Origin of the sequence: Streptomyces cellostaticus (genome assembly GCF_001513965.1) — a bacterium.
Lineage (GTDB): Bacteria > Actinomycetota > Actinomycetes > Streptomycetales > Streptomycetaceae > Streptomyces > Streptomyces cellostaticus.
The window spans coordinates 171,733-196,805 of the sequence record NZ_KQ948030.1 but is presented as its reverse complement, the minus strand read 5'-3'; the positions used below and the strand labels follow the sequence as shown (position 1 = coordinate 196,805).

At 70.6% G+C, this 25,073-nt stretch carries 18 protein-coding genes; 13 read left to right on the top strand and 5 right to left on the bottom strand.

The window, feature by feature from the left end; genetic code table 11:
- Positions 1-161: 161 nt before the first annotated feature.
- Positions 162-941: a transcriptional repressor LexA gene (gene lexA, locus AQI88_RS27335; protein WP_030750750.1), complete on the bottom strand. Its 780-nt coding sequence runs from the start codon at positions 939-941 to the stop codon at positions 162-164.
- A gap of 573 nt (positions 942-1,514) precedes the next feature.
- Between lexA and nrdR the strand changes: the two genes are divergently transcribed.
- Together nrdR and AQI88_RS27325 are read left to right on the top strand one after the other, a co-directional pair.
- Positions 1,515-2,066: a transcriptional regulator NrdR gene (gene nrdR / locus AQI88_RS27330; protein ID WP_067004208.1), complete on the top strand. Its 552-nt coding sequence runs from the start codon at positions 1,515-1,517 to the stop codon at positions 2,064-2,066.
- Positions 2,067-2,231: 165 nt separating this feature from the next.
- On the top strand, positions 2,232-5,126 hold the full coding sequence (locus AQI88_RS27325) for a vitamin B12-dependent ribonucleotide reductase (protein ID WP_067004155.1): 2,895 nt from the start codon (positions 2,232-2,234) through the stop codon (positions 5,124-5,126).
- Positions 5,127-5,214: 88 nt separating this feature from the next.
- Here the strand turns inward: AQI88_RS27325 and AQI88_RS27320 are convergent, their stop codons facing one another.
- Positions 5,215-5,748, bottom strand: a complete 534-nt coding sequence (locus AQI88_RS27320; RefSeq protein ID WP_067004153.1) for a TerD family protein — start codon at positions 5,746-5,748, stop codon at positions 5,215-5,217.
- A gap of 152 nt (positions 5,749-5,900) precedes the next feature.
- On the opposite strand from AQI88_RS27320, the gene AQI88_RS27315 reads away from it, so the two are divergent.
- The 3 genes from AQI88_RS27315 (at position 5,901) to AQI88_RS27305 (ending at position 8,230) form a co-directional block, all read left to right on the top strand.
- A complete protein-coding gene (locus AQI88_RS27315) occupies positions 5,901-6,506 on the top strand; it encodes a YdbC family protein (protein ID WP_067004151.1) in 606 nt (201 codons plus the stop codon).
- Positions 6,507-6,646: 140 nt separating this feature from the next.
- Positions 6,647-7,306 (top strand): histidine phosphatase family protein, encoded by a 660-nt coding sequence (locus tag AQI88_RS27310; RefSeq protein WP_067004149.1) that lies wholly within the window; start codon positions 6,647-6,649, stop codon positions 7,304-7,306.
- Positions 7,307-7,318: 12 nt separating this feature from the next.
- Complete coding sequence (locus AQI88_RS27305; RefSeq protein WP_067004147.1) at positions 7,319-8,230, top strand: ADP-ribosylglycohydrolase family protein; 912 nt, start codon at positions 7,319-7,321, stop codon at positions 8,228-8,230.
- A gap of 422 nt (positions 8,231-8,652) precedes the next feature.
- On the opposite strand, the gene AQI88_RS27300 is transcribed toward AQI88_RS27305, so the two are convergent.
- Positions 8,653-10,200 (bottom strand): MFS transporter, encoded by a 1,548-nt coding sequence (locus AQI88_RS27300; protein WP_079057829.1) that lies wholly within the window; start codon positions 10,198-10,200, stop codon positions 8,653-8,655.
- A 185-nt stretch (positions 10,201-10,385) separates the two neighbouring features.
- Between AQI88_RS27300 and AQI88_RS27295 the strand changes: the two genes are divergently transcribed.
- The 3 genes from AQI88_RS27295 (at position 10,386) to AQI88_RS27285 (ending at position 12,483) form a co-directional block, all read left to right on the top strand.
- On the top strand, positions 10,386-11,009 hold the full coding sequence (locus AQI88_RS27295) for a TetR/AcrR family transcriptional regulator (protein WP_067004145.1): 624 nt from the start codon (positions 10,386-10,388) through the stop codon (positions 11,007-11,009).
- Positions 11,010-11,089: 80 nt separating this feature from the next.
- Positions 11,090-11,791 carry a ribonuclease HII gene (locus AQI88_RS27290; RefSeq protein ID WP_067004143.1) on the top strand — a complete coding sequence of 234 codons (702 nt, stop codon included), beginning with the start codon at positions 11,090-11,092 and terminating at the stop codon, positions 11,789-11,791.
- A 68-nt stretch (positions 11,792-11,859) separates the two neighbouring features.
- The gene (locus AQI88_RS27285) at positions 11,860-12,483 is read left to right on the top strand and encodes a hypothetical protein (RefSeq protein WP_107118670.1); all 624 of its coding nucleotides are present in this window, start codon (positions 11,860-11,862) and stop codon (positions 12,481-12,483) included.
- Positions 12,484-12,906: 423 nt separating this feature from the next.
- Here the strand turns inward: AQI88_RS27285 and AQI88_RS27280 are convergent, their stop codons facing one another.
- Positions 12,907-13,527, bottom strand: coding sequence for a hypothetical protein (locus AQI88_RS27280; protein ID WP_067004139.1), 621 nt, complete (start codon positions 13,525-13,527; stop codon positions 12,907-12,909).
- Between the two features lie 286 nt (positions 13,528-13,813).
- Positions 13,814-15,979, bottom strand: coding sequence for a RecQ family ATP-dependent DNA helicase (locus AQI88_RS27275; protein WP_067004137.1), 2,166 nt, complete (start codon positions 15,977-15,979; stop codon positions 13,814-13,816).
- A 162-nt stretch (positions 15,980-16,141) separates the two neighbouring features.
- On the opposite strand from AQI88_RS27275, the gene AQI88_RS27270 reads away from it, so the two are divergent.
- From AQI88_RS27270 to AQI88_RS27250, 5 genes are all read left to right on the top strand, one after another.
- Positions 16,142-17,692, top strand: a complete 1,551-nt coding sequence (locus AQI88_RS27270) for a DUF4192 domain-containing protein (RefSeq protein ID WP_067004135.1) — start codon at positions 16,142-16,144, stop codon at positions 17,690-17,692.
- A 305-nt stretch (positions 17,693-17,997) separates the two neighbouring features.
- Positions 17,998-20,208, top strand: a complete 2,211-nt coding sequence (locus tag AQI88_RS27265) for a glycogen debranching N-terminal domain-containing protein (protein WP_244184345.1) — start codon at positions 17,998-18,000, stop codon at positions 20,206-20,208.
- 130 nt (positions 20,209-20,338) lie between these two features.
- Positions 20,339-21,097, top strand: a complete 759-nt coding sequence (locus tag AQI88_RS27260; RefSeq protein ID WP_067004133.1) for an NUDIX hydrolase — start codon at positions 20,339-20,341, stop codon at positions 21,095-21,097.
- A 157-nt stretch (positions 21,098-21,254) separates the two neighbouring features.
- Entirely contained in the window at positions 21,255-23,597 is a 2,343-nt protein-coding gene (locus tag AQI88_RS27255) for an ATP-binding cassette domain-containing protein (RefSeq protein WP_067004131.1), read from the top strand.
- Between the two features lie 162 nt (positions 23,598-23,759).
- Positions 23,760-24,647 carry a FadR/GntR family transcriptional regulator gene (locus tag AQI88_RS27250; RefSeq protein ID WP_067004129.1) on the top strand — a complete coding sequence of 296 codons (888 nt, stop codon included), beginning with the start codon at positions 23,760-23,762 and terminating at the stop codon, positions 24,645-24,647.
- Positions 24,648-25,073 lie beyond the last annotated feature (426 nt).

The window sequence follows — 25,073 nt, the reverse complement described above, 5'->3', positions numbered from 1 at the left end:
GCCGTTGGGCTGTCCGCGGTTCCTCCACGGGTTAGCCCAATGGCCCAGGCAGGTTCGACGGTGGCTCCGGGCGGAGCCAAACGCACAGGGCCCCGGAACCGGCGCAGGGGTCCCGGGGCCCGGTCAGGGGGACGGGCCGTCCGGCCCGTCCGCCGCAGCCGTCACACGCGCCGCAGCACGGCGACGACCTTGCCGAGGATGGTCGCGTCGTCGCCCGGGATCGGCTCGTAGGCCGCGTTGTGCGGGAGGAGCCAGACGTGGCCGTCCTCGCGCTTGAAGCGCTTGACGGTCGCTTCGCCGTCGAGCATGGCCGCCACGATGTCGCCGTTCTCGGCGACCGGCTGGCGGCGGACGGTGACCCAGTCGCCGTCACAGATCGCGGCCTCGATCATGGAGTCGCCGACGACCTTCAGGACGAACAGTTCGCCGTCGCCGACGAGCTGCCGGGGCAGGGGGAACACGTCCTCGACCGACTCCTCCGCGAGGATCGGGCCACCGGCCGCGATGCGGCCGACCAGCGGGACGTACGACGCGGCGGGCTTGCCCGCGGTGTCCGTGGGCTGCACGGTCACGGCCTGGTCGGAACCGCGCACCTCATACGCGCGTGGGCGATGCGGGTCACGGCGCAGGAAGCCCTTGCGCTCCAGCGCCATCAGCTGGTGTGCGACCGAGGACGTGCTGGAGAGGCCGACGGCCTGACCGATCTCCCGCATCGACGGCGGGTACCCGCGTCGCTGCACGGAGTCCCTGATGACCTCGATCACCCGGCGCTGCCGGTCGGTGAGTCCGGAGCTGTCCGCCCGGATGCCTGGAGGTCGGCCCGGCAGGGAGCGCTTGTGCCCCTCGGGATTCGTGGCTTCGTTCATCGCATGTACCGGCTCGACTCGGCCCTGGGAGCGGTCCTGGGCAGTGATGGTGGCACTGTCTGCGGTGGTGGTCACGTCGGCCCCTCTCGATGGTCTCCCTGCTGGACAACGGTAGTTGCTTTCGAAAGGTTGCGCCAAACACACGTTCGAGTGAAAAAGTGCGCTTCACCTGACGTGATCATGTGTCCGGGTGTATGGCTAACGCGATCCCTGGCGGGCAAAAGCGCCCATTGTTGTACTCTTCACCGCCGGGGCAGACCACCTCGTGGGTTGCTTCCCCAGTCTGCCATCCGGAATCCCGTCTACCGGGATCTGGGCCCCTTCTGTGCCGGAGTCCTACGCGTCCTCCGTGTGGCGCCCACGGTATCTCCGTAAGTGTCACGGCGGTACGGCCGTGCATCCGCGTGTCCGGCGGGGCGTCCATGCGCGTCCGGGGTCCGTCTTTCCGTAGCGACACGCGAGTCTGCCTTGGTGTATGAGCCAATCCCCACATCTAGTGGTTGGATGGCTACAGCGGCCCAGAAGTTGTGTTTTGGCGGGCCCCCGCGGTCTTCGGGGCCCTGGCGATCGCCTATGCTTAGGGCTGCTTCGAGGGGCCCGTGAGGCCCAGCGAGGCTATTGAGTCTGCTGTGAGGAGGGTTGGAGATCATGCACTGCCCCTTCTGCAGGCACCCCGACAGCCGCGTGGTCGACAGTCGTACGACCGACGACGGCACGTCGATCCGCAGGCGCCGCCAGTGCCCCGACTGCTCCCGTCGTTTCACGACCGTGGAGACGTGCTCGCTCATGGTGGTGAAGCGGTCCGGAGTCACCGAGCCTTTCAGCCGTACCAAGGTCATCAACGGTGTGCGCAAGGCATGCCAGGGACGACCTGTCACCGAGGACGCACTCGCCCAGCTCGGCCAGCGGGTCGAGGAAGCGGTGCGGGCCACCGGGAGCGCCGAGCTGACCACCCACGACGTGGGCCTGGCCATACTCGGCCCGTTGCAGGAGCTCGACCTCGTCGCCTATCTGCGATTTGCCTCCGTCTACCGGGCGTTCGACTCGCTCGAGGACTTCGAGGCCGCCATCGCGGAGCTGAGGGATACGACACGAGGCCCCGCCGCGGACGACGAAGACACGGGAGCGGGGAGCCAGGAAGACGACTGCGGGCGCGGAGGGACCACTCAGGTCCCCGTGCCCGCCCACGCCGCCGACTGACCGGCAGGCCGGAAACCGGTCGGAGACCCGGGTTCCGGCCGTGAGGCGGCGACCGAAGACCTGTTGCGGGCGGCAGCGTGAGGGTGCCCGCAACACCAGACAGAACACCGTGTCACGGGAACATCGTGGCACTTCAGGGCGTTTTAGCCCGTACAGGGAGGCGGCATGACAGAGACGGCGAGCGGTCCGGCGCGAGGTTCCCGAGCCAAGGGCACCAAGGTCAGCAAGGGGCTGCGCATCGAGCGTATCCACACCACCCCCGGCGTACACCCGTACGACGAGGTTGCGTGGGAGCGCCGTGACGTCGTCATGACCAACTGGCGCGACGGCTCGGTCAACTTCGAGCAGCGTGGCGTCGAGTTCCCCGACTTCTGGTCGGTGAACGCGGTCAACATCGTCACCAGCAAGTACTTCCGTGGTGCCGTCGGCACCCCGCAGCGCGAGGTCAGCCTCAAGCAGCTGATCGACCGCATCGTGAAGACGTACCGGAAGGCCGGTGAGGACTACAAGTACTTCGCCTCGCCCGCCGACGCCGAGATCTTCGAGCACGAACTGGCGTACGCCCTCCTGCACCAGATCTTCAGCTTCAACAGCCCTGTCTGGTTCAACGTCGGCACCCCGCAGCCCCAGCAGGTCTCCGCCTGCTTCATCCTGGCCGTCGACGACTCCATGGAGTCGATCCTCGACTGGTACAAGGAAGAGGGCATGATCTTCAAGGGCGGATCCGGCGCCGGCCTGAACCTCTCCCGCATCCGCTCCTCCAAGGAGCTGCTCTCCTCCGGCGGCAACGCCTCCGGTCCCGTCTCCTTCATGCGCGGCGCCGACGCCTCCGCCGGCACGATCAAGTCCGGCGGTGCCACCCGCCGGGCCGCCAAGATGGTCGTTCTCGACGTCGACCACCCCGACATCGAGGACTTCATCGAGACCAAGGTCAAGGAGGAGGAGAAGATCCGCGTCCTGCGCGACGCGGGCTTCGACATGGACCTGGGTGGCGATGACATCACCTCCGTCCAGTACCAGAACGCCAACAACTCGGTCCGTGTGAACGACGAGTTCATGACGGCGGTCCAGGAGGGCGGCCAGTTCGGCCTGCGCGCCCGTATGACCGGTGAGGTCATCGAGGAGGTCGACGCCAAGGCGCTCTTCCGCAAGATCGCCGAAGCGGCCTGGGCCTGCGCCGACCCCGGCATCCAGTACGACGACACCATCAACAACTGGCACACCTGCCCCGAGTCCGGCCGGATCACCGCGTCGAACCCGTGCAGCGAGTACATGCACCTGGACAACACGTCCTGCAACCTCGCCTCGCTGAACCTGATGAAGTTCCTCAAGGACGACGGCAAGGGCAGCCAGTCCTTCGAGACCGAGCGCTTCCAGAAGGTCGTCGAGCTGGTCATCACCGCGATGGACATCTCGATCTGCTTCGCGGACTTCCCGACCCAGAAGATCGGTGAGAACACGCGCGCGTTCCGCCAGCTCGGCATCGGCTACGCCAACCTCGGCGCCCTGCTGATGGCCACCGGCCACGCGTACGACTCCGACGGCGGCCGCGCCCTGGCCGGTGCCATCACCTCGCTGATGACGGGTACGGCCTACCGCCGCTCCGCCGAGCTGGCCGCGGTCGTCGGCCCGTACGACGGCTACGCCCGCAACGCCGACGCCCACAAGCGCGTCATGAAGCAGCACGCCGACGCCAACGGCACGGCCGTCCGTATGGACGACCTGGACACCCCGGTGTATGCCGCCGCCACCGAGGCCTGGCAGGACGTGCTGCGCCTCGGCGAGCAGAACGGTTTCCGTAACTCCCAGGCCTCCGTCCTCGCCCCGACCGGCACCATCGGCCTCGCGATGTCCTGCGACACCACCGGTGTCGAGCCCGACCTCGCGCTGGTGAAGTTCAAGAAGCTGGTCGGCGGCGGCTCCATGCAGATCGTCAACGGCACCGTTCCGCAGGCCCTGCGCCGCCTGGGCTACCAGGAGGAGCAGATCGAGGCGATCGTCGCCCACATCGCCGAGCACGGCAACGTGATCGACGCCCCCAGCCTCAAGCACGAGCACTACGAGGTGTTCGACTGCGCCATGGGCGAGCGCGCCATCTCGCCGATGGGCCACGTCCGCATGATGGCCGCGATCCAGCCATGGATCTCCGGCGCCATCTCCAAGACGGTCAACATGCCGGAGACGGCGACCGTCGAGGAGGTCGAGGAGATCTACTACGAGGCCTGGAAGCTGGGCGTCAAGGCGCTCGCTATCTACCGCGACAACTGCAAGGTCGGCCAGCCGCTCTCCGCCAAGACGAAGGACAAGGAGAAGGCGGAGATCACGGAGAAGACCGAGGCGGTCATCCGCGAGACGGTCGAGAAGGTCGTCGAGTACCGCCCGGTCCGCAAGCGCCTCCCCAAGGGCCGCCCGGGCATCACCACCTCCTTCACGGTCGGCGGCGCCGAGGGCTACATGACCGCCAACTCCTACCCGGACGACGGTCTCGGTGAGGTCTTCCTCAAGATGTCCAAGCAGGGCTCGACCCTCGCGGGGATGATGGACGCGTTCTCCATCGCCGTCTCCGTCGGCCTCCAGTACGGCGTGCCCCTGGAGACGTACGTCTCGAAGTTCACCAACATGCGCTTCGAGCCGGCCGGCATGACGGACGACCCGGACGTGCGGATGGCTCAGTCGATCGTCGACTACATCTTCCGCCGTCTGGCGCTGGACTTCCTGCCCTTCGAGACCCGCTCCGCCCTCGGCATCCACTCCGCCGAGGAGCGCCAGCGCCACCTGGAGACCGGCTCCTACGAGCCGGCCGACGACGAGGTCGACGTCGAGGGCCTGGCCCAGTCGGCGCCGCGCCAGACGGACCTGAAGGCCGTCGCCACGCCGAAGGCCGAGTCCGAGGTGGCCAAGCCTGCCCCGAAGCAGGCGCACACCAGCGCCGAGCTGGTGGAGATGCAGCTGGGCATCCAGGCCGACGCGCCGCTGTGCTTCTCCTGCGGCACGAAGATGCAGCGGGCCGGCTCCTGCTACATCTGCGAGGGCTGCGGCTCGACCAGCGGCTGCAGCTGATGACGCAAAGGTCCTGAAGTAAGGGGCGCCGGCAATTGCCGGCGCCCCTTACTTTTGTGCTGCACCGGCCTCCTGCGAGGCACGAGCGTCAGGGCTGGGGCGCCCTGCCCATGACCCGCGTGAAGGCTGCCGGATCCTCCTCGAAGCCATGGACACCGGCGTGGAAGTTCCAGCTGCCGGACTCGTCCCGCACGAACTCGGCGATCGTGGCCGCCGTGGCTCCGAGGGTCGAGGCGAAGTCGTCCTCGGCGAGCACGGTGTAGCCCTCGCGAATGCGCATGGCCGGATTGAGCACGTCGGCGAACGTCTTGTGCCCGGGCAGCTGTTGGATGACGACACCGACCACCACGCGCGCGTACTGGCTGCCGAGCCGGTCGAGTTCGAGCGTCATGAGCTCGTCCCAGCCGAAGCCCCGCCCGTCCGTGCTGTCACGGTTGAGGAAGATCGTGCCGTCCGGCGAACGGCTGTCGAAGTGCACCAGATAGGCCGGAGCCCCGTACGCGTCTCCTGACACGAACGTCGCGGCGACGATGTCGAGATCGGTGGGCGGCTGACCCGCGGGACTGGGGTCCCACTTGAGCCCGACCTCGACCTTGCGGATTCCCTTGCTGAAGCCAGTCACCGGGCCTTCCCTTCCCCCTGAAGATCCCTCTTCTCCAACTCCCCTGGAGTCAGCGCTCATTGTCCATCGTGCCACGCGCGCGGGGGCGCGGGCGCGGGTGATCTCCGCCGGAGCGTGACCGGCGCCACGCCCGCTGGCCTTACGATGGCGCGGTGCTGGTCAAGTGGATTCGCTGCACCGTGGTGGACCGCCGCGGCTTCGAGCGGGGGCAGCGGAAATGGGCGGGGCTTCTGGGGGAGCCGGGATTTCGGGGACAGGGCGGAGGCTGGAGCCGGCAGCGGCCCGGGGTGGCGCACATCTTCGCCTTCTGGGAGAGCCGCGCCTTCTACGACTCCTTCATGGCCCGTTCCCACGACCGTCTGGCGGCCGCCCAGTCCGGAACGTTCAAGGATGCCCAGGTCAAGCTGTTCGAGTACCGCTTCGACGTGAAGACCGGCTTCGAGCCCCGGTTCACGGACACCGACCTGATCCGCGTGGCGCTCTGCCGGGTGCACGAGGAGCGCGTCGAGCACTTCACCCTCATGCAGGAGAAGGTCTGGAACCCCGCGATGGCCGGCTCGCCCGGCATGATCCGGGGCATGTTCGCCGAAGCCCCCGAGCAGGAGTTCCTGATCCTGTCGATGTGGCGGTCGGCGGCCGAGCACGGCAAGTACCGCACCGAGCGGGTCGAACGCCTCGCCCTGCGAGCCCAGACGGAGGCGGACATTGCGGCCCTCTCGGGTGACATCGTGGAGCTGGAGCCGTCCTGGACGGTGTGAGGCGACTCCCCGAGGGTCTGAAAAGCAAATGTGCGGATTACGTGTCCGGGTGCGGCCCTGGAGCAGGTTTTCATGTGACATACGCCGTATGGAGCCCGTACGAGTGCTCGACTGCCCCCCGCTCGATCTAGGGTTTTGGCATGGCACGACCACGGCGCATCGTCCTTGTCCGGCACGGCGAATCAACGGGCAATGTTGATGACTCCGTGTACGAACGGGAACCCGACCATGCTCTGGCGCTGACCGAGCGCGGCCGGCGGCAGGCCGAGGAGACGGGCAAGGAGCTTCGGGATCTCTTCGGCCGGGAGCGCGTGAGCGTGTACGTCTCCCCGTACCGCCGTACGCACGAGACCCTGCGCGCCTTTCACCTCGACCCGGACCTCATACGGGTGCGGGAGGAACCCAGGCTGCGCGAGCAGGACTGGGGCAACTGGCAGGACCGCGACGACGTGCGCCTGCAGAAGGCGTACCGGGACGCGTACGGTCACTTCTTCTTCAGGTTCCCGCAGGGGGAGTCCGGCGCCGATGTGTACGACCGGGTCGGGGGCTTCCTGGAGAGTCTGTTCCGCAGCTTCGAGGCCCCCGACCATCCGCCGAACGTGCTCCTGGTGACGCACGGGCTCGCGATGCGGCTGTTCTGCATGCGCTGGTTCCACTGGACGGTGGCGGAATTCGAGTCGCTGTCGAATCCCGGGAACGCCGAGATGCGGATGCTCGTTCTCGGGGAGGACGGCCATTACGCACTCGACCGGCCCTTCGAGCGCTGGCGGGACCCGGTGCCGTACTGGGTCACCGGATAAAGTGGCAGAGCGATGACCGCTGACTCCTCTTCTCCCGGGCTCGGGCGCCTGGACCGCGCCCTGGCCAGCCTGCGCGGACTGACGGTGGGCGACGCGCTGGGCTCGCAGTTCTTCGTTCCGGCGAACTACCCGTTGCTCAAGCGCCGCGAGCTGCCCGCAGGTCCCTGGCAGTGGACGGACGACACGGAGATGGCCTGCTCCGTCGTGGCCGTCCTAGCCGCCCACCAGCGCCTCGACCAGGACGCGCTGGCCCGCTCCTTCGCCGAGCACCACGATTTCGACCGGGGTTACGGCCCTGCCGTCAACCGGCTGCTGCGTCTCGTCCGGGAGGGCCAGGACTGGCGCGAGCTGGCCGCCGGACTCTTCGGCGGGCAGGGCTCCTGGGGCAACGGCGCGGCCATGCGTATCGCGCCCCTGGGCGCCTGGTACGCGGATGATCCGGAGCAGGCGACCCACCAGGCGGAGATCTCGGCCTACCCCACGCACCAGCACCGGGAGGCCGTGGTGGGCGCCATGGCCGTCGCCGCGGCCGCCGCGCTGGTCGCCTCGCCGGACGGCCCGCCCAGCCCCGAGGCGCTCCTCGACGGCGTCATCGCCCTCGTGCCGAAGAGCGCCGTCGGCGCGGGTCTGCGCCGTGCCCGGGACATGCTCGACTACGGCGATGCGGTCACCGTCGCGGCCGTCCTGGGCTGCGGACGCCGTACGTCCGCCCACGACACCGTCCCGTTCGCCCTCTGGTCCGCCGCGCGGGCGCTAGCCGACTTCGAGGCGGCGTTCTGGACGACCGCCCAGGTGGGCGGGGACGTGGACACGACCTGCGCGATCGTGGGTGGCGTGCTGGCGTCCGGCAAGGCGGGGGCGCCGCCCGTGGAGTGGGCGCAGCGCACCGAGGCGCTGCCGGACTGGGTGCCCACGGGCCTTTGAAGGCCGGCTCCGAGCGGCTCTAGGCGCGCTTCTCCCAAGGGCTGTGCGGGGCAGTCGACTCTTGTTGTTTCGTCACTGCCCACGCCCCGGTCACCTGAGAAACTCTCCGTGGTCGATGGGAACTCTGCGTGACCACCGGGCGTTTTCCCGGTGTCCGCCTTTCCGCGGCGAGCAGCACGAGCGCTCAGGCCGGGAAGCGGGGCGGAGATGAGGAACGCAAGGGGGGTGGGGCGATGTCGTACGCGCTGGCCGGGGTGATCGCGCTGATCGCGGCGGTTGTGCTGGTCGCGCGGGCTGTGCCGGGTGCTCCGCCTCTCGCGACGGGCTTTGTGGCCATGGTGCGGCCGGCCGGACCACTGCTCCTGCCGTCTGTCCCCCGGCAGTGGTCCGGCCGGCCGCGGCTTCGCGCGGCCCCGTGCGGGTCAGCCGATACCCGGGCCCGCTGTGCCGGCGAGGGCTTCGAGGTCGCTCTTGCGGACCTTGATCACCAGCCAGGCGGTGAGGAACGCGAGTGCGGCCATCGCAGCAGCCGGGACGAACGCGACGGAGATGCCGTGGGCGAGCACCTCGTGTCCCCAGGTCCCCGGCAACTGGTGCGTCTTGGCGAACTGTGCCTTCTGCTCCGGCGAACCGCCGGCGAGGAACTTCGGCATCTGCTTCTTCGCCTCGTCCTTGCTGGCGGAGCCGAAGACGGTGGTCAGGATCGACAGGCCCAGCGAACCGCCCACCTGCTGCATGGCGTTGAGCAGCCCGGAGGCCGCACCCGCCTCGTGCTGGGCGACACCGGAAACCGCCGTGACGGTGGCCGTCACGAAGTTCAGGCCCATGCCGAAGCCGAACACCAGCATGGGGCCCAGCACCCCGCCGAGGTAGGAGCTGTCCGGGGTGATGAAGGTCTGCCAGACCAGCCCGATCATCACGAGCGCCGAGCCGGCCATCATGAACGGCTTGGGCCCGAGCGTGGGCAGGAACCGCTGCGACAGACCCGCACCGACCGCAATCGCCACTGTCACGGGAAGGAAGGCCAGACCGGCCTTGATCGCGCTGTAGCCGAGGACGTCCTGCACGAACAGAACGATGTAGAAGAACATGCCGAACATCGCCGCGGCCAGGCTCAGCATGATCACATAGGTGCTCGACCGATTGCGGTCGGTGAACATCCTGAGTGGGGTGATCGGCTCCTTCGCCCGCATCTCGATGAGGACGAAGGCGATCAGCAGGACCGCCGCCGCGGCGAACGAACCGAGGGTGAGACCGTCGCGCCAGCCATTCTCCGCGGCACGGATGAAGCCGTAGACCAGCGAGGCCATGCCCATGGTCGAGGTCAGTGCACCCGCGATGTCGAACCGCCCCGGGTGCCGCTCGGACTCACTGATGTACAGCGGTGCGAGGGCGACGATCAGCAGGCCGATGGGCACGTTGACGAAGAGCACCCACCGCCAGTCGAGCCAGTCGGTCAGCATGCCGCCCGCCAGCAGGCCGATGGCGCCGCCGCCCGCGGAAACGGCGGCGAACACGCCGAACGCCCGGTTCCGTTCTGGGCCTTCGGGGAACGTGGCGGTGATCAGTGCCAGCGCGGTGGGCGAGGCGATTGCGCCGCCCATGCCCTGCAGGGCGCGTGCGGCCAGCAACTGCCAGGGTTCCTGGGCGAGGCCGCCGAGCAGCGAGGCGAAGGTGAACAGCAGAATGCCGGTCATGAACACGCGGCGGCGGCCCAGGATGTCACCGGCTCGTGCGCCGAGCAGCAGCAGGCCGCCGAAGGTGAGTGTGTAGGCGCTGATCACCCACGTGAGGTCTGTGGTGCTGAACTTGAGGGCGTCTTGAATGTGCGGGAGGGCGATGTTCACAATCGTCGCGTCGAGTACCACCATGAGTTGGCAGGCCGCGATGACGGTGAGAGCGATGCCGGGGTGCCCTTCCCGGCGGGCCGCGCCCGGTTTCTGTTCCTGCAACAGCTGAGAGGTTGTCACTATGGGTCCCCCACGAATGCGTTAGTGAACGCTCGCGTTCACTGTCGCGTCAAAGGTAGTGAGTCCTCAACAGTGAACGCAAGCGTTCACTTAGTTCCGCGCCACGTATCGCGTCCCCCTGTGCTGCGATACGGCGCACCCCGCCCCGGAACCCCCGCTTCCCCTTGCTCGCTGGAGAAACTCAGATGGTTACCTCGCGCTGGACAGCTGTCCCTGCTCAGACGGCCTCCCCTCGTCGGCGCGGTGCGGTGCTCGAGCGCGCGATCCTGGATGCCGCGCTGGAGCAGCTCAGTACGGTCGGCTGGAACGGCCTGACGATGGAGCGCGTCGCGGCCGGCGCCCAGACCGGCAAGGCCGCGGTCTATCGCCGCTGGACCTCCAAGGAGGACCTGGTCGCCGATGCGCTCCAGGCCGGACTGCCTCGCTTGGAGGACGTGCCCGACCTCGGGGGTGTGCGCGAGGACCTGCTGGCTCTGTGCCGGCGCGCACGGGACGCCATGTACTCGCGCCCCGGTGTCGCCCTGCGCTCTGTGATTCACGAATGTGATCCTGCGCAGGCCGAGCGCTTCCATGGGGTGATCTTCGAGGGTGTGGTGGAGCCGATGATCATGCTGCTGCGAGAGGTTGTCACCCGTGGAATAGGGCGCGGAGAGGTGCGGTCCGACGCTGCCAACGGTTATGTCTTCGATGCCATCCCGGCGATGATGATGTACCGCTCAAAGATGTGCACAAGTGAATGGAATGACCGGGATCTCGAGGAGATGATCGACCAGTTGATGCTCCCGCTGCTACGGCCGCACGGGGCTTGATCCCAGCCGCCGGTGACCTCGGCGCCGCCGGGGGGTCGGGGTGTCGCAGCAGGTCTCCGGCGGCGTACGCTAAGGGCGCCATGCCGTACGAACCACCTACTCACACCGTCGAGCGCTCCCTGCGCGCCACGACCGGAGCGAAGGTCATTGCCGGTGTCGACGAGGTGGGGCGGGGGGCATGGGCCGGCCCCGTCACCGTCTGCGCGGCGATCACCGGACTCCGCCGACCTCCCGAGGGCCTGACCGACTCCAAGCTGCTGACCATCAAGCGGCGTACGGAACTGGCCGAGATACTGCGGTCGTGGGTGACGGCCTACGCCCTGGGGCATGCTTCCCCTGGGGAGATCGACGACCTGGGGATGACCGCCGCACTGCGGCTTGCCGCCGTGCGTGCCCTGGGTGCCCTGCCGGTCCGCCCCGACGCCGTCATCCTCGACGGGAAGCACGACTATCTCGGAGCCCCGTGGAAGGTGCGCACGGTGATCAAGGGCGACCGGTCGTGCGTGGCCGTTGCGGCGGCATCGGTGATCGCCAAGGTTCAGCGCGACAAAATGATGGCCGAACTGGGTATCGACCATGCAGACTTCGGATTTGCGGACAACGCCGGGTATCCGTCCCCCGTGCACAAGGCCGCACTGGAGGAGCGGGGGCCCACCCCGTACCACCGCTTGTCGTGGGCGTATCTTGATGCGCTGCCCCAGTGGCGGCACCTCAAGAAGGTCCGCAGCCGGGCGGACGGAAGCGTTCCGGAAATCGAGGGTCAGCTCGGCTTCGATTTCTGACGGTTCCGATCGCACTGATGTGCCACCCGGTCATCCGTGCCGCACCAATGTTTGATAAATATCAGCCCATGCCTCTCATTCCCGAGGAGCCTCAGATTCACGAGAGTGCCCAGGGTCCCCGCGCCACTCCGGCCAGCGGCCGTACCGCGCCGACCCCCCGTCCCGTACCCGGCCCCCGCCCCGCGGCTCCGTCCCGCCCCGGTCGTCCGGGCCCTCAGCGGCCCACACCTCCGGTGCAGCGCACGCCGCGTGACGTGGCTCCGGCCAAGCCAGGCCCGTCGGGCCCGGCCGCTCCCGCCGCCACGGCGGCGACCCCGCAGATCCAGTTGATCCCGGCCTCGGCCGAGGGTGCGCTCGACGCCGCCGAGGAGGCGGTGGACCTGCTGCTGGACTCGGGCCGTGCCCCCGGCGACGTACTGGTGATCACCACCGGTGCTCAGCATCCGTGGGCCGAGCATGAGCTGTCCTTCGGCGAAGCCTCCTACTGGGCGCAGCACGACACCGGTGACGACGTCTTCTACGCGGACGCCGCCGTCGCCTCTCGTGCCGCTTCCCGCCCCGTGGTCGTCGTGGCTGTCAACGGCGGCCCTGTCGCCACCGCTCTCTCGCTGGCCCACTCCCGGGCCGGTGCGCTGATGATCGTCTGCGGCGACCCGCAGCAGATCAACTCGGTGCTGGGCGCGGGCGTCTGAGTCCCGTCCGGCACTCCGGCGCATCGGGGTGCCGACAGAGCCGTTCCGACGGCATCCGCACGGTGCGGCTTCTGGCATGCCCGGAGACCGGCAGTGGCCGTTCCTTGTCCTGGGACGGCCGCCCGTCAGAGCGGTGGATGCCATTCGGAGGCCAGGGCGCGGGCGTGGCAGGAGTGCGCCTGTGGCGGGCCGATGAGCTGTGAGCGCAGGTATGGGCAGCCGTCCCATCGCCCCCTGCGCCCCGGTGGCGTACCGGCCGCTCTGCATCGCGTGCGGGCGTCGCTGTCCCATGGTTCGTACGCGCCGTCCGGCCGAGCGGGCCTGTGACAGCCTGCTCGGCTTCCCGTACCCGCTTTCTGGTTCGGTTTGCAGAGTCATCGTGCAGCTGCTCGTGCGCGGCAGCCGCACCCTGAGCCGCGCTCTTCAGCGAGCGGCCGCGCGGCGCAGCACCTCGGAGACCGGGCCGCCGGTGCGGGGCGTCAGCGGCGGGGCTTCCGACATGGCGAAGGGCTCCGGGTCCGAGTGGGCGTTCGGGTGGCGCCCGCCGCGCCCTTCGCCGAGTACTTGCCAGCCGTCTCCGGTCAGTGTGATGTATGCCCCGCACCGCAGTCCGTGCAATGTGCACGCGTCGCGCAGCCCCCACATCCAGGCGCCGTCCTCCTCGGTCCAACGCGCCTCGCCTTCACGGCAGTAGAGCAGCACGGCCGTACGCACGGGGGTGCGGCGGCGCAGGTCGTGCGGAATGACCCGACGCAGCTGGGCGAGCAGCGCGTTGCGGAACATCCAGCCGTCGGCCGGGGCGGGACGGCGGGTGAACGAGGCGCTGGCGCACAGCCGTTCGTCGGGATCGAGGACGGCCACGATCGCCGTGGACGGCTTGGGACTATGGCGGGCGTGCAGCCCGCTGACGACCTCACGGGGGTTGCGCAGCAGGGGGATTCCGGCGGCTGCCCACTCCGCGGGCTCGAGCAGGCGACTGGCGGAAGCGGCGGACGCGGACGTAGACACCGATGCCGCCGAGGACGAGGCGAATCCGAAGGTCACGTTCCTCCCTTCGGCTACGCGCCCACACTGCGGGCGAGGTCGGATTCGGGGGAGCGCGCACCGCAGCAAAGCCCAACCGGAACACGGACGAGCCGTGCGGGGAGCGGACTTCAATTCTTCCTGTCGAACTTGGATGCGGCAACGAGCAATTGGGGCCACCGACTGTTATCTGGTGGTGCGTGGCTTATATCCCTACCCACGGGGGCCGCTGATGACCCCTGGGGCGTTCGATCACGGCACGTTCGTACGCCGTGACCAGTGCCGACGCAGCGCGGGCAGCCGTGTGTCAGCCCTGGACGGCCAGCACCAGAGGCAACACCCCACCGGCCCCGGCCCGTCTGAGCAGGCGCGCCGCGACCGCGAGGGTCCAGCCGGTCTCCGTGAAGTCGTCCACCAGCAGGACCGGACCGCGTGCCTCGGAGAGTGCGGTGGCGAGGGCGGGCGGCACGGTCAACGCACCGTCGAGGGCCTTCAGACGCTGGGCGCTGTTGCTGCGCGATACCCGCGGCGTGTCACCGGAGTACTCGACGGAGCCGAGCAGGGGCAGTCGGCCGGTCTCGGCGATGCGGGCCCCCAGTGAGTGGATCAGCGTCGGCCTGGTGCGCGAGGCGACGGTCACCACACCCACGGGCCGGGGCTGGGCGCCGGCCGCACCGGAGGCCCAGCCGCCGGGACCCCTGGCCCAGTCGGCCAGCACGTCTACCACGGCCCGCGCCACGTCGTCCGGCACGGGCGTATCCGGTGCCTGGAGCGCGAACAGGGGGCGCAGCCGGTTGCCCCAGCCGATGTCCGAGAGCCGACCCAAAGCCCGCCCGGGGGAGGCCTGTTCATCGGCCGGAATGCGCCCCTTGAGGTCGATGCCGATCGCCGCAAGGCCGGTCGGCCACATGCGGCGGGGCTCCACCTCGACCCCGGCACGGCCCAGGTCGAGCCGCGCCGCGTCCAGGGCCGCCGTGGATGTGCCGGCGGTGAAGCGCGGCGCCGCGCAGTTGTCGCAGCGGCCGCAGGGCTTGGCACCCTCGTCGTCCAACTGGCGCTGGAGGAACTCCATCCGGCAGTCCGTGGTGGCCGCGTATCCGCGCATCGCCTCTTGCTCTGCCGTGCGCTGACGGGCCACCCACGCGTATCGCTCGGCGTCGTACGACCATGGCTGCCCGGTCGCGATCCAGCCGCCCTTGACGCGCTGCACCGCTCCGTCCACGTCGAGGACCTTCAGCATCGTCTCCAGCCGGGAGCGGCGCAGTTCCACCAGGGGCTCCAGGGCGGGCAATGAGAGCGGCCGGTCCGCCCGAGCGAGGACGTCCAGGGTCCGGCGCACCAGATCCTCGGAGGGAAAGGCGAGTGATGCGAAGTACTCCCAGATCGCTTCGTCCTCCTTGCCCGGCAGCAGCAGCACCTCGGCGTGCTCGACGCCGCGGCCGGCGCGGCCGACCTGCTGGTAGTAGGCGATGGGGGAGGACGGCGAACCGAGGTGCACGACGAAGCCGAGGTCCGGCTTGTCGAAGCCCATGCCGAGCGCGGAGGTGGCGACCAGCGCCTTGACCCGGTTGGCGAGCAGATCGTCCTCGGCCTGCTGACGATCGGCGTTCTCCGTCCTGCCCGTGTACGAGGCGACGGTGTGACCGCGCTGCCGCAGAAACGTTGTCACTTCCTCGGCGGCGGCCACGGTGAGCGTGTAGATGATGCCGGAGCCCGGCAGGTCGTCGAGGTGGTCGGCGAGCCAGGCCATCCGGTGTGCGGCGTCCGGCAGCCGCAGCACGCCGAGACTCAGGCTGTCCCGGTCCAGCGGCCCGCGCAGCACCAGGGCGTCCGAGGTACCGCCCGTACCGAGTTGTTCCGCGACGTCGGCGGTCACGCGGGCGTTGGCCGTGGCGGTGGTGGCCAGCACGGGGACACCGGGCGGGAGGTCGCCGAGCATGGTGCGCAGCCGGCGGTAGTCCGGGCGGAAGTCGTGGCCCCAGTCGGAGATGCAGTGCGCCTCGTCCACGACGAGCAGACCGGTCGCCGCAGAGAGCTTGGGCAGGACCTGGTCACGGAAGTCGGGGTTGTTCAGGCGCTCCGGGCTGACGAGCAGCACGTCGACCTCGCCGGCCGCGATCTCGCTCTGGACAGCCTCCCACTCCTCGGTATTGGAGGAGTTGATGGTCCGGGCATGGATACCGGCACGGGCCGCCGCCTCCACCTGGTTGCGCATGAGCGCGAGCAGCGGGGAGACGATCACCGTGGGTCCGCTGCCTCTGGCCCGCAGCAGCGAGGTCGCCACGAAATACACCGCGGACTTGCCCCACCCCGTGCGCTGCACGACCAGAGCCCGCCGCCGTTCGGCGACCAGCGCCTCGATCGCCCGCCACTGGTCCTCGCGCAGCCGGGCCGTGCCCGTGGCGTCTCCGACGAGCCGGTCGAGGACGGTGTCGGCCTGTGCCCGGAGATCCGCGTTGCTCGTGTGCTCCATGCGTCCCATACAACAGGACGGGACTGACAGTCGGGCGCGAGCGGGCACCCGCGACCGTTCTGCTGTGGAAAAGCGCCGAGGACGGAGCCGGCTTGTCGTGTTCCTGATCCGACTTATCCACAGGCTCAAGCGGAATCTCAAGATCCGCGAGATCGTCTGCGCATGACGAATCACAGCGAAACGACCGGACCCTTCGAAGACGGTGACATTGCCGGACGAGAGCCACTGAACGAGCGGTCCGCGCACGACACCCAGGTCACCCTGCGCACCCCGGCCGAGCTGGCCGACGCTCTGCCCTATCTGCTCGGCTACCGCCCCGAGGACAGCATCGTGCTGGTCGCCCTGCACGACCGGGGAGGCCGCGGCAGGTTCGGCGGCCGGGCCCGACTGGGCATCCCCGCGGCCAAGGAGGACTGGGAGGCGGCCGCACGGCAACTGACCCAGGGGCTGGTGACCGGCAGCGAGCGGCGTGGCGCCAGGCCCGAGCAGATGGTCGCCTACGTCTGTCAGGAACCGGGCCGCGGCGAGACGGGACGGGACGTCATGCTCCGGCTCCAGCCGCTCGCCCAGCTGCTGCGCACCGAGTGCGGCACGCTCGACGTGCCGGTGATCGAGGCACTGTGCATCTCGGACGGCCGCTTCTGGTCGTACTGCTGCCCGATCGAGGGATGCTGCCCCGAGGACGGAACACCGATGGGCCTGCCCGGCACCTCGGTGCTGGCCGCAGCGGCCACCTATGCCGGGATCCAAGTGCGCGGGACACTGCGCGAATTGCGCGCCAGGCTGCTGCCCTGGGAGACCACTGCAGCCCTCGAACAGGAGATCGCCCTGGACGCGGCCGGCATGTCCCTGGTGCCCCGCATCCTGGACGACGCGGCCCGCGCGAGCGTGGCCGAGGAGACCCTCGAACTCGCCGAGCGGATCATCCGCAGGTTCGCCGCGGCATCGCCGGTGTCCGGCACGCATCCGGCTGACCTGCGCGACGACGAACTGCTCGCAGACGACGAGGCGGCAACGCTGATCCTCGGGCTTCAGGACCGCACGACACGCGACCGGGCGGCCGCCTGGATGGAGGGCGACGAGGCCGCTTCGGCCCTGCGGCTCTGGCGGGCACTGGCCCGCCGCTGCGTCGGGCCGTACAGCGAGCACGCCGCCGCTCCGCTGACCCTGGCGGGCTGGGTCGCCTGGTCGAGCGGAGACGAGCTGGAGGCCCGGGAAGCCTTCGCCATGGCGCTGGGCGCGGACCCCGACTACCTCTTCGCCCGCCTGCTGCATCAGGCCTGCAACGAAGGACTCGACCCCGAGTCGATCCGCCGCAGCCTGCGTGCCGATCGCGAAGGGCGAGCGCAGGACCTGATCGCGGAGCGAACCGGATCGGCGGCAGAGGCAGCCTCGGACGCGCCTTCGGGAACCGACGTCACAGATTCCGAAACGTCCGGTCGAGCGGACGGTTGCAATGCCGACACGCCCCACGGGGGTGTTCGTCGGCGTCGCCGAACGCGGTCCGCGGCGGGCAGCGACAGCGGTTCTCGTTCGCCCCGAGGGGAGGCCGGCCGGCGGCGCCCGACCGGCTCCCACCCTCAAGCGCCGGCTGCTGGACCTGCGCGCCCGGGCAGCGCGAGGCCGGGTGGCAAGCGCGCGCGTTCCGGGGACGGAACGAGCCGCGGCACCTCGGCGGGGAGCGGTCACCCGGAGACGGAGGGAGGCGGATGAGCACCGCGCGGGGGAGCGGTGGCCGGCGCCAGGGCGGGACGCCTGGCCGGCCGCACCGCGCGGGGACATGCCCCAGCCGGCCGTTCACACCAGCGAGCGACCCGCCAGTCAGGCGTCCCTTCCTGTCACCCGGTCATTCAGTCGGCTTCCCCAATGCGAGGCGTGACCCCGACGAGTCCCCCTCCGTTTCACCTGAGTGGCGGAACGCCTGGTCTGGTGGGCCGCCGTACGACCCTTGTGCCTCCGGGCACCCCGCCCCACGCCCAGCACGTCCGAGGCGCACCGAGCGCGGAAGAAGCCACTCCATGCATCAGCAGCCGACTCGGCCCTCCGCCGTCGTCGACAACTACCCGTCCCCGGGCGGGCGCGAGCCCTTCCCGCAGGCCGGTGCAGGCACCGACGCACCCGAAACCAACCGTGTCCCGGGTACGCCTACGAAGTCCCCAGCCGCCCAGGGCTCGTCCCGCGCCGGGATCCCACCGACGAGCGGGCCCCGCCGCACTGCCGTCGCACCGCCTCCAGGCGCTTCCGGACGCACCCCGTACCCGACGTCCCGGCCCGCCCCCGACCTGCCGCCCACGCACACTGCGCTGATCTGCGTCGCCCTACCGGGACTCGCCATCTCCGGCGAGCAGGGACAGTTGGCCGGCCGGGGACTGGAAGGGTTCTACCGAGGCGGTAGGCGTCTGCTCTCGCGGTGCCAGGTCCGCGTGGCCGGGCGCGAACCGCTCATGGTGCAGGCCAGGACGGCCGGAGCCGACCGAGCCCGTTTCGTCGGGACGCTGCGCGTCTCCCCGGTGGCGGGCCCGGATCCCGACGTCGTCGTCGAGCGCACCCGTAACGCGGACGGCACCGAGCGCATCACGCTGCTCAACGCCACCCTGCGCCCCCTGCGCCTCCCGGTCGAGGTCGCCCTGGGCACGGACCTCGCCGACCTCGGCGCCATCGCCTCCGGCTCGGCCGGCCCCGAACTGCCGGCCAGCGTCCACGCCTCGGGCCTGCGCTGGGCCTCGGCGGGCGGCGGGGCCTGCGTCACCGCGCACCCGCAGCCCGCCGAAGCACTGGCCTCTGCCGGCCTGCTGCGCTGGGAGCTGGAACTGCCTCCGGGGGGAACGGCACACGTGGAACTTCGGGTACGCCCGGACGGCGCAGGAGCAGCACCGCTGCGCGCCGTGCGGCGGGCCGCGACCAGCCCCCTCGCGCCCGCACGGGCGGCAGGCGACGACCCTCGGGTGGCCGTACTGCTGCGGACCGCTGTCGACGACCTCCAGGCCCTGCTGCTGCGCGACCCCGCCCACCCCTCCGACACCTACCTCGCGGCGGGCGCGCCCTGGCGCTGCGGAATGGCACCGGCCGAGGCGCTTGCCGCCGCCCGGATGGCGCTGCCCCTCGGTACCCGGCTTGCCGCGGGCACGCTGCGCACCCTGGCCCGCACCCAGCTGCCCGGCCCAGGCCCAAGGGCAGGCCTCATCCCCGGTCCGCGACGCGACGCCGGCGCGCTCCTCCCGCCCGCGTGCACGGGCACGGAGGCCACGCTGCTCTTCCCCGTCCTGCTCGCCGAGGCCCGCCGCTGGGGGCTCCCCGAGCAGGAGACGCAGGAGTTGCTGCCCGCGGCGGAGCGCTGTCTGACGTGGCTGCGGACCACCACGGGCGACGGCACCTACCTTGCCGACCCGCAACCGGCGGGCCCGGTCCGCTGCGAGACACAGGCTCATGCTCACCGGGCGGCCCTCCTCGGCGCCGATCTCCTCGACGCATACGACAGGCCGGGGGGAGCGGAGTTACGACAGTGGGCCCAGGCCGCGCAGAACGCGTTCCGGAAGGATTTCTGGGTGGAGGACCGGGGTGGCGGACGTCCGGCCGCGGCCCTGGCGCCGGACGGCCGTCCCCTTCCGCATCTCGGCTCCACTGCCGTGCACCTCCTCGACACCGGCCTGCTCGACGCAGGCGGGCTCGCCCCCGGCCTGCTCGACAAGGTGCAGACCGAACAGCTCGCCCGGCTGCTCGGCGGCCCGGCGATGGACGCGGGATGGGGGCTGCGCGGCCTCGGCGCCAAGGAGACCGGACACAATCCGTTCGGCCACCGGAGCGGAGCCGTCCGGGTTCAGGAAACCGCGCTCGCCGTCGCCGGACTGGCCGCCGTCGGTTACGAGAAGGAGGCGACCGGCCTGCTGCGGGGGCTGCTGGACGCGGCGGAGCACTTCGACCACCGGCTGCCGGAGATGTACGCCGGGGAGCAGCGCACCGCCGGGAGCGCTCCCCTCCCGCACCCGGCGGCCTGCCGCCCGGCGGCGACCGCCGCGGCCGCCGCGATCCTGATCCTGACCACGCTCGCGGGCATCCGACCCGACGCCCCCGCCCGCACCGTGGCCCTGCGCCCGATGCACAGTGTCCCCCTCGGTGAGATCACCCTGACCGGGCTGCGCGTGGTGGGCGCTCCCTTCGCCGTGCGCGTCAGCCGACTGGGCCTGGCCATGGTCGAGGACGCGGCGGACGGCCTGCAATTGGGAGTCTGACCTCGTACGACGCGACCGGCACGACGATTGGGCGCAGACCCTGCGGCCCATACCGGAACGAAGCGGATCGGCCACCGATGCGGCTCACGAAGGGAGTGTTTATCGTCAGGCAGACGACTATGATCGCCGCATGCCCTACGACCCGTCAGCCTTTCCGCCCTTCGCCGTCACCGTGGACCTGGTCGTGCTGACCGTGCGCCGCCATGCCCTGTGCGCGCTGGCGGTACGCAGGGGCGAGCCGCCGTTCCAGGGGCGCTGGGCGCTGCCTGGCGGCTTCGTGCGGGCCGACGAGGACCTGACCCAGGCGGCAGCGCGTGAGCTGGCCGAGGAGACCGGGCTGCGCGCCCACGATCCCGCGGTTCCCGCCCAGGACAACGGCGCCCACCTGGAACAGCTCGCCACCTACGGCGACCCGAAGCGGGACCCGCGGATGCGCGTGGTCAGCGTGGCGCACCTCGCCCTCGCCCCGGACCTGCCCGCTCCCCGGGCGGGCGGCGACGCGAGCAACGCGCGCTGGGCGCCGGTCGAGGAACTGCTCCAGCAAGGCGGATACGGCCGCGACGGCGAACCCGTGGCACCCCTCGCCTTCGACCACGCCCAGATCCTCGCCGACGGAGTCGAGCGGGCACGCTCCAAGATCGAGTACTCGTCGCTGGCCACCGCGTTCTGCCCGCCCGAGTTCACCGTCGGGGAGCTGCGCCGGGTCTACGAGGCGGTGTGGGGCGTGGCCCTCGACCCGCGCAACTTCCACCGCAAGGTCACCGGAACCCCAGGATTCCTCGTTCCGACGGGAGGCACGACCACCCGGCAGGGAGGTCGGCCGGCCCAGCTCTTCCGCGCCGGCGGCGCCACCCTGCTCAACCCTCCGATGCTCCGCCCCGAGGTCTGAGAGCCCGACTCTCGCGGCACCTGGCTGCCGGAGCCGCAGGCGTGCGCCGAGGCTCGATCCGTCCAATGGCGGACATAAGCCCCTCTGGTCGGACGTCACCGCATGACAGGTCGGGTTATACCGGAAAAAGAGGACATTACACGCTATCTTGCTGTAGGTGATCCAGGCCTTCGGACTGACCAGCAATGCCCGCAAGGCGCACCCGCTCGCCGTCGACGACGTCTCCTTCGAGGCGCGCGCCGGCGATGTCACCGCGCTCCTCGGGGCGACGCGCGCGGGCAAGACGACCGCGCTCAGACTGATGCTCGAACTCCAACAAGGTCGCGGCATCACCTACTTCAGGGGCCGGCCCCTGCACCGCATCGCTCACCCGGCGCGGGAAGTCGGCGTGCTCCTCGGTGACGTACCCGGTCATCCGGCCCGCTCGGTCCGCGGCCACCTGCGCATGCTGTGCGCGGCAACGGGCGTTCCCGCCCGGCGCGCCGACGAGGTCCTCGAAGCGGTCGGCCTCGTCAGCCTCCGCGAGGAACGCCTCGGCACCCTCTCGCACGGCATGGACCGCAGACTCGGACTGGCCTGCGCCCTGCTGCCCGACCCGCACACGCTCGTGCTGGACGACCCCGCTGCCGGTCTCTCCGCCCGTGAGGCGCGCTGGCTGCACGGCATGTTGCGGGCACACGCCTCCCAGGGCGGCACTGTGCTGTTCACGACGGCCGACTCCAAGGAGGCCGCTCGCACGGCCGACCGGGTCGTCACCCTCGACGGCGGCAGACTCGTCGCCGACCAGGAGGCCAGGGAGTTCGCCCGCACCCGGCTGCGACCGCGCGTGGCCGTCCGCAGCCCCCACGCCGCCCGCCTCGCGGCCCTGCTCACCAAGGAGGCGCGCACCGCCCGGCGGTCGGTCGAGGTCGTGCGGGAAGAAGGCAACCGCCTCTCCGTGTACGGCAGTACGACCGCCGACGTCGGCGAGATCGCGTTCCGTCACGGCATTCTCGTCCACCAACTCGCGGACGAGGTCGGTGACATGGGGCCCGGCACGGAAGGGGGACCCGGGGACGGGATGGGCGCGGCCGGTGAGGTGGTGACGGGCGGACGGGAGCAGCCCGCACCGGACTGTGTGCCGGATGACTGGTCACAAGCTGCCCCTGGCTCCTTGCCGGAGGAGCGCGCCTCGGAATGTGTGCAGGCGGCGCCCAGCCTCGTCGAGGAGCAGGAGCGGGCGGTGTCCGACGTCCCGACGCCGGAGGCGGAGCCGGAGCAGGGCCTCGGCGGCGACCGGTCGTCGCTCGGGGGATCCCACGGCCACGAGTCCGTGCCGGACCACGTGGGGATCGCTGAGGGCACCCCCGTAACCGGGCCGCCGCAGCCCGACGCCGCCTCCGATGCCGACCACACGTCCTCTGACGCCGCCTCCGGTGCGGACGCAGCAGACAGCGGCGACGGTGCTTCTTCCGTCGGCGGGCCTGCGATCGCAGTCGGCGGCCGGCCTGCTTCAGCCGCACCGGAGGCCGGCCCCCCGGGGGGCTGCGCCGACCCGGAGCAGCGCCCCGGCGCGACGCGCACGGCCGTCGGCGCGCGGGCGGCCGGTGCGACCGTTCCCGGTGCCCGGAATCCGGAGGCCCGGAAGTCGGGCAGCCGTCAACCTCAGGCCGGGCATCCTTCGCGCCCCGAAGTGACGCGTATCCTCGACGACCTGTCCCCCCTCCCGCCCCCCATCTCCGTCCGCCCCGCCCCCAGCCCCCTACGCCCGCTGCGCTACGAACTGCGGCGTGCCACCGGAATCGGCACCGGCTTCCTCACCTGTGGGGCCGTGCTGGTGGTGTCCGTGCTCACCGCCGTGATCCTGGCGCGGGTCGGTCACACCCCGCAGGCGCGGCTGTTCGCCGCGTGGCCGCGGGAGCTGCCGCTGCCGCCCGCGGCGCTCGCGGCGGGGCTGCTCGGTGCGCTGGCCTTCGGAGACGAGTTCCGCCACCCCGCGCTGGCGGCGGACCGTGGAACCGTGCCCCGTCGGCTGGGACTGCTCACCGCCAAGCTCCTCGTCTCCGGGGCCACCGCCGTGATGCTGGCCTTCCTCACCATGGGCTGCGACGCCGAAGTGCTCTACCTCGTCTACGGACGGGAGCTCACGCAAGTTCCCTCGGACTGGCTTTCGCTGAGCGTGAGTTGGTTCGGGCTGGTGACCGGTTGTGCCTGGGCCGGGGTTCTGGCGGCCGGCGTCTTCCGGTCCGCTACGGCGGGTCTCGCCACCGTCCTTGCCGTACCCGTTCTCGTCGTCCCTCTCGTGCACAAGGCACTGCAGGGGCAGACCGTGCCGACGGCGGCCGGCCTGCCCCTGCGGATGCGGGAGGTCTTCCTCTTGCAGTGGCCGTTCGGAGGAGAGCGCTATCTGCTCGGCGTGGCCCGGGTCGTCGCCCAACCCGTCGGCGGTGCGATGGCGTTGTCGCTCGCCGCGCTGGGGTGCGCGTACGTGCTCACGACGCTGCGCACCAGGGTCCGGTGACAGGCGTCCGTGCGCTTCCGGTCCCGCTGTGTGCACAACTCCCCGGAGAAAGCCCGTTTCTTTCCGATAAGGCGTCAATTGCGACGGGGTGAGCGATCACCCTTTCGTGTGCTTTTCACCAAAGACCTCAAGGGAGTTGGAGGCGGCGCCGACAAAGGATCCGTGAGTACCCTTGCGCACACCATGATGACCGCCGCCCGCTCCGCAGACTCAGGTCTGACCGGCCCGGGCGAACTCGACCGCTACCCCTACGCCGAGGCGCCGGTGGCCGACCGCGTCGGAGCGCCCGCCTGGGACGGAGCGGACCCCGAGCTGGGCCGCGTGGGCCGGCGCGCCGCGGGCAGCCGCGGACGCGGACTGCACGGCCAACTCGTCCAGCAGCTGGGTCAGATGATCGTCTCCGGCGACCTGGGGGCGGACCGCCCGCTGGTGCCCGAGGAGATCGGCCAGCGCTTCGAGGTCTCCCGTACCGTCGTCCGCGAGTCCCTCCGTGTCCTGGAGGCCAAGGGCCTCGTCAGCGCCCGCCCGAACGTCGGCACCCGCGTGCGGCCCGTCAGTGACTGGAACCTCCTGGATCCGGACATCATCGAGTGGCGGGCCTTCGGGCCGCAGCGCGACGACCAGCGCCGCGAGCTGAGCGAGCTGCGCTGGACGATCGAGCCCCTCGCCGCCCGCCTCGCCGCCGGACACGGACGCGAGGAGGTGCAGCAGCGCCTCTCCGACATGGTTGAGATCATGAGCCATGCCATGGCGCAGGGCGACACACTGACCTTCTCGCGCGCCGACACCGAGTTCCACACCCTGCTCATCCAGATCGCGGGCAACCGCATGCTGGAGCATCTCTCCGGGATCGTCTCGGCCGCCCTCCAGGTCTCCGGCGGCCCGGTCACCGGCTGTGACCGACCGAACGAGGGCTCCCTCGCGCTGCACGCGCGGATCGTCGACGCGCTCGGCAGCGGCGACGGGACGGCGGCGGAGGCGGCCATGCGTCAACTGCTGACCGTCCACCCTGAGGTGGAGCGCGTGGTTCCAGCCCCGCGGGAGCACTGAGCCGTACCGAAGACGGGGCGGTCGCCGGTGTGCCGCGCTCTGGTGGTGCTCGTGGCGGCGCCGGGCGAGGGAAACCGGCCGTCGCCGGGCCCCATCGGATCCTTGGAATCCGGTGGGGCCCGGCGACGCGGCGGGCCGCCGCGGCAGGCGGAGCGGGCCCGGTCAGTCCATGGGTGACCTTCTTTGCCTATACCTGACCGCTTTTGACCGCTTACGGGGTGTGACTCGGGCCACGCAGATTGGGCGTAACGCTCGTGCGGACAACGCGATGACCTAAGAGGTGACAGCCGCGGAGGGAATACGGACGCCATGACAGGCGCTGTGCATCTTCCCGGCCCCGCCCGCTCCGTCGGCCCATCCCCAGGCCGGTGGTCGGCTCCTGTCCACTGTGGACGGGGCCGGAAGCCGTTTTCCAACGTTCCGAGA

What these genes read in the sequence shown, in the direction of transcription:
- AQI88_RS27275 (WP_067004137.1), bottom strand. Translation starts at nt 15,979, where the DNA reads ATGGAGCACACGAGCAACGCGGATCTCCGGGCACAGGCCGACACCGTC.
- AQI88_RS27295 (WP_067004145.1), top strand. Translation starts at nt 10,386, where the DNA reads ATGGTTACCTCGCGCTGGACAGCTGTCCCTGCTCAGACGGCCTCCCCT.
- AQI88_RS27260 (WP_067004133.1), top strand. Translation starts at nt 20,339, where the DNA reads ATGCCCTACGACCCGTCAGCCTTTCCGCCCTTCGCCGTCACCGTGGAC.
- AQI88_RS27305 (WP_067004147.1), top strand. Translation starts at nt 7,319, where the DNA reads ATGACCGCTGACTCCTCTTCTCCCGGGCTCGGGCGCCTGGACCGCGCC.
- AQI88_RS27285 (WP_107118670.1), top strand. Translation starts at nt 11,860, where the DNA reads ATGCCTCTCATTCCCGAGGAGCCTCAGATTCACGAGAGTGCCCAGGGT.
- AQI88_RS27290 (WP_067004143.1), top strand. Translation starts at nt 11,090, where the DNA reads ATGCCGTACGAACCACCTACTCACACCGTCGAGCGCTCCCTGCGCGCC.
- AQI88_RS27270 (WP_067004135.1), top strand. Translation starts at nt 16,142, where the DNA reads ATGACGAATCACAGCGAAACGACCGGACCCTTCGAAGACGGTGACATT.
- AQI88_RS27265 (WP_244184345.1), top strand. Translation starts at nt 17,998, where the DNA reads ATGCATCAGCAGCCGACTCGGCCCTCCGCCGTCGTCGACAACTACCCG.
- nrdR (WP_067004208.1), top strand. Translation starts at nt 1,515, where the DNA reads ATGCACTGCCCCTTCTGCAGGCACCCCGACAGCCGCGTGGTCGACAGT.
- AQI88_RS27310 (WP_067004149.1), top strand. Translation starts at nt 6,647, where the DNA reads ATGGCACGACCACGGCGCATCGTCCTTGTCCGGCACGGCGAATCAACG.
- AQI88_RS27325 (WP_067004155.1), top strand. Translation starts at nt 2,232, where the DNA reads ATGACAGAGACGGCGAGCGGTCCGGCGCGAGGTTCCCGAGCCAAGGGC.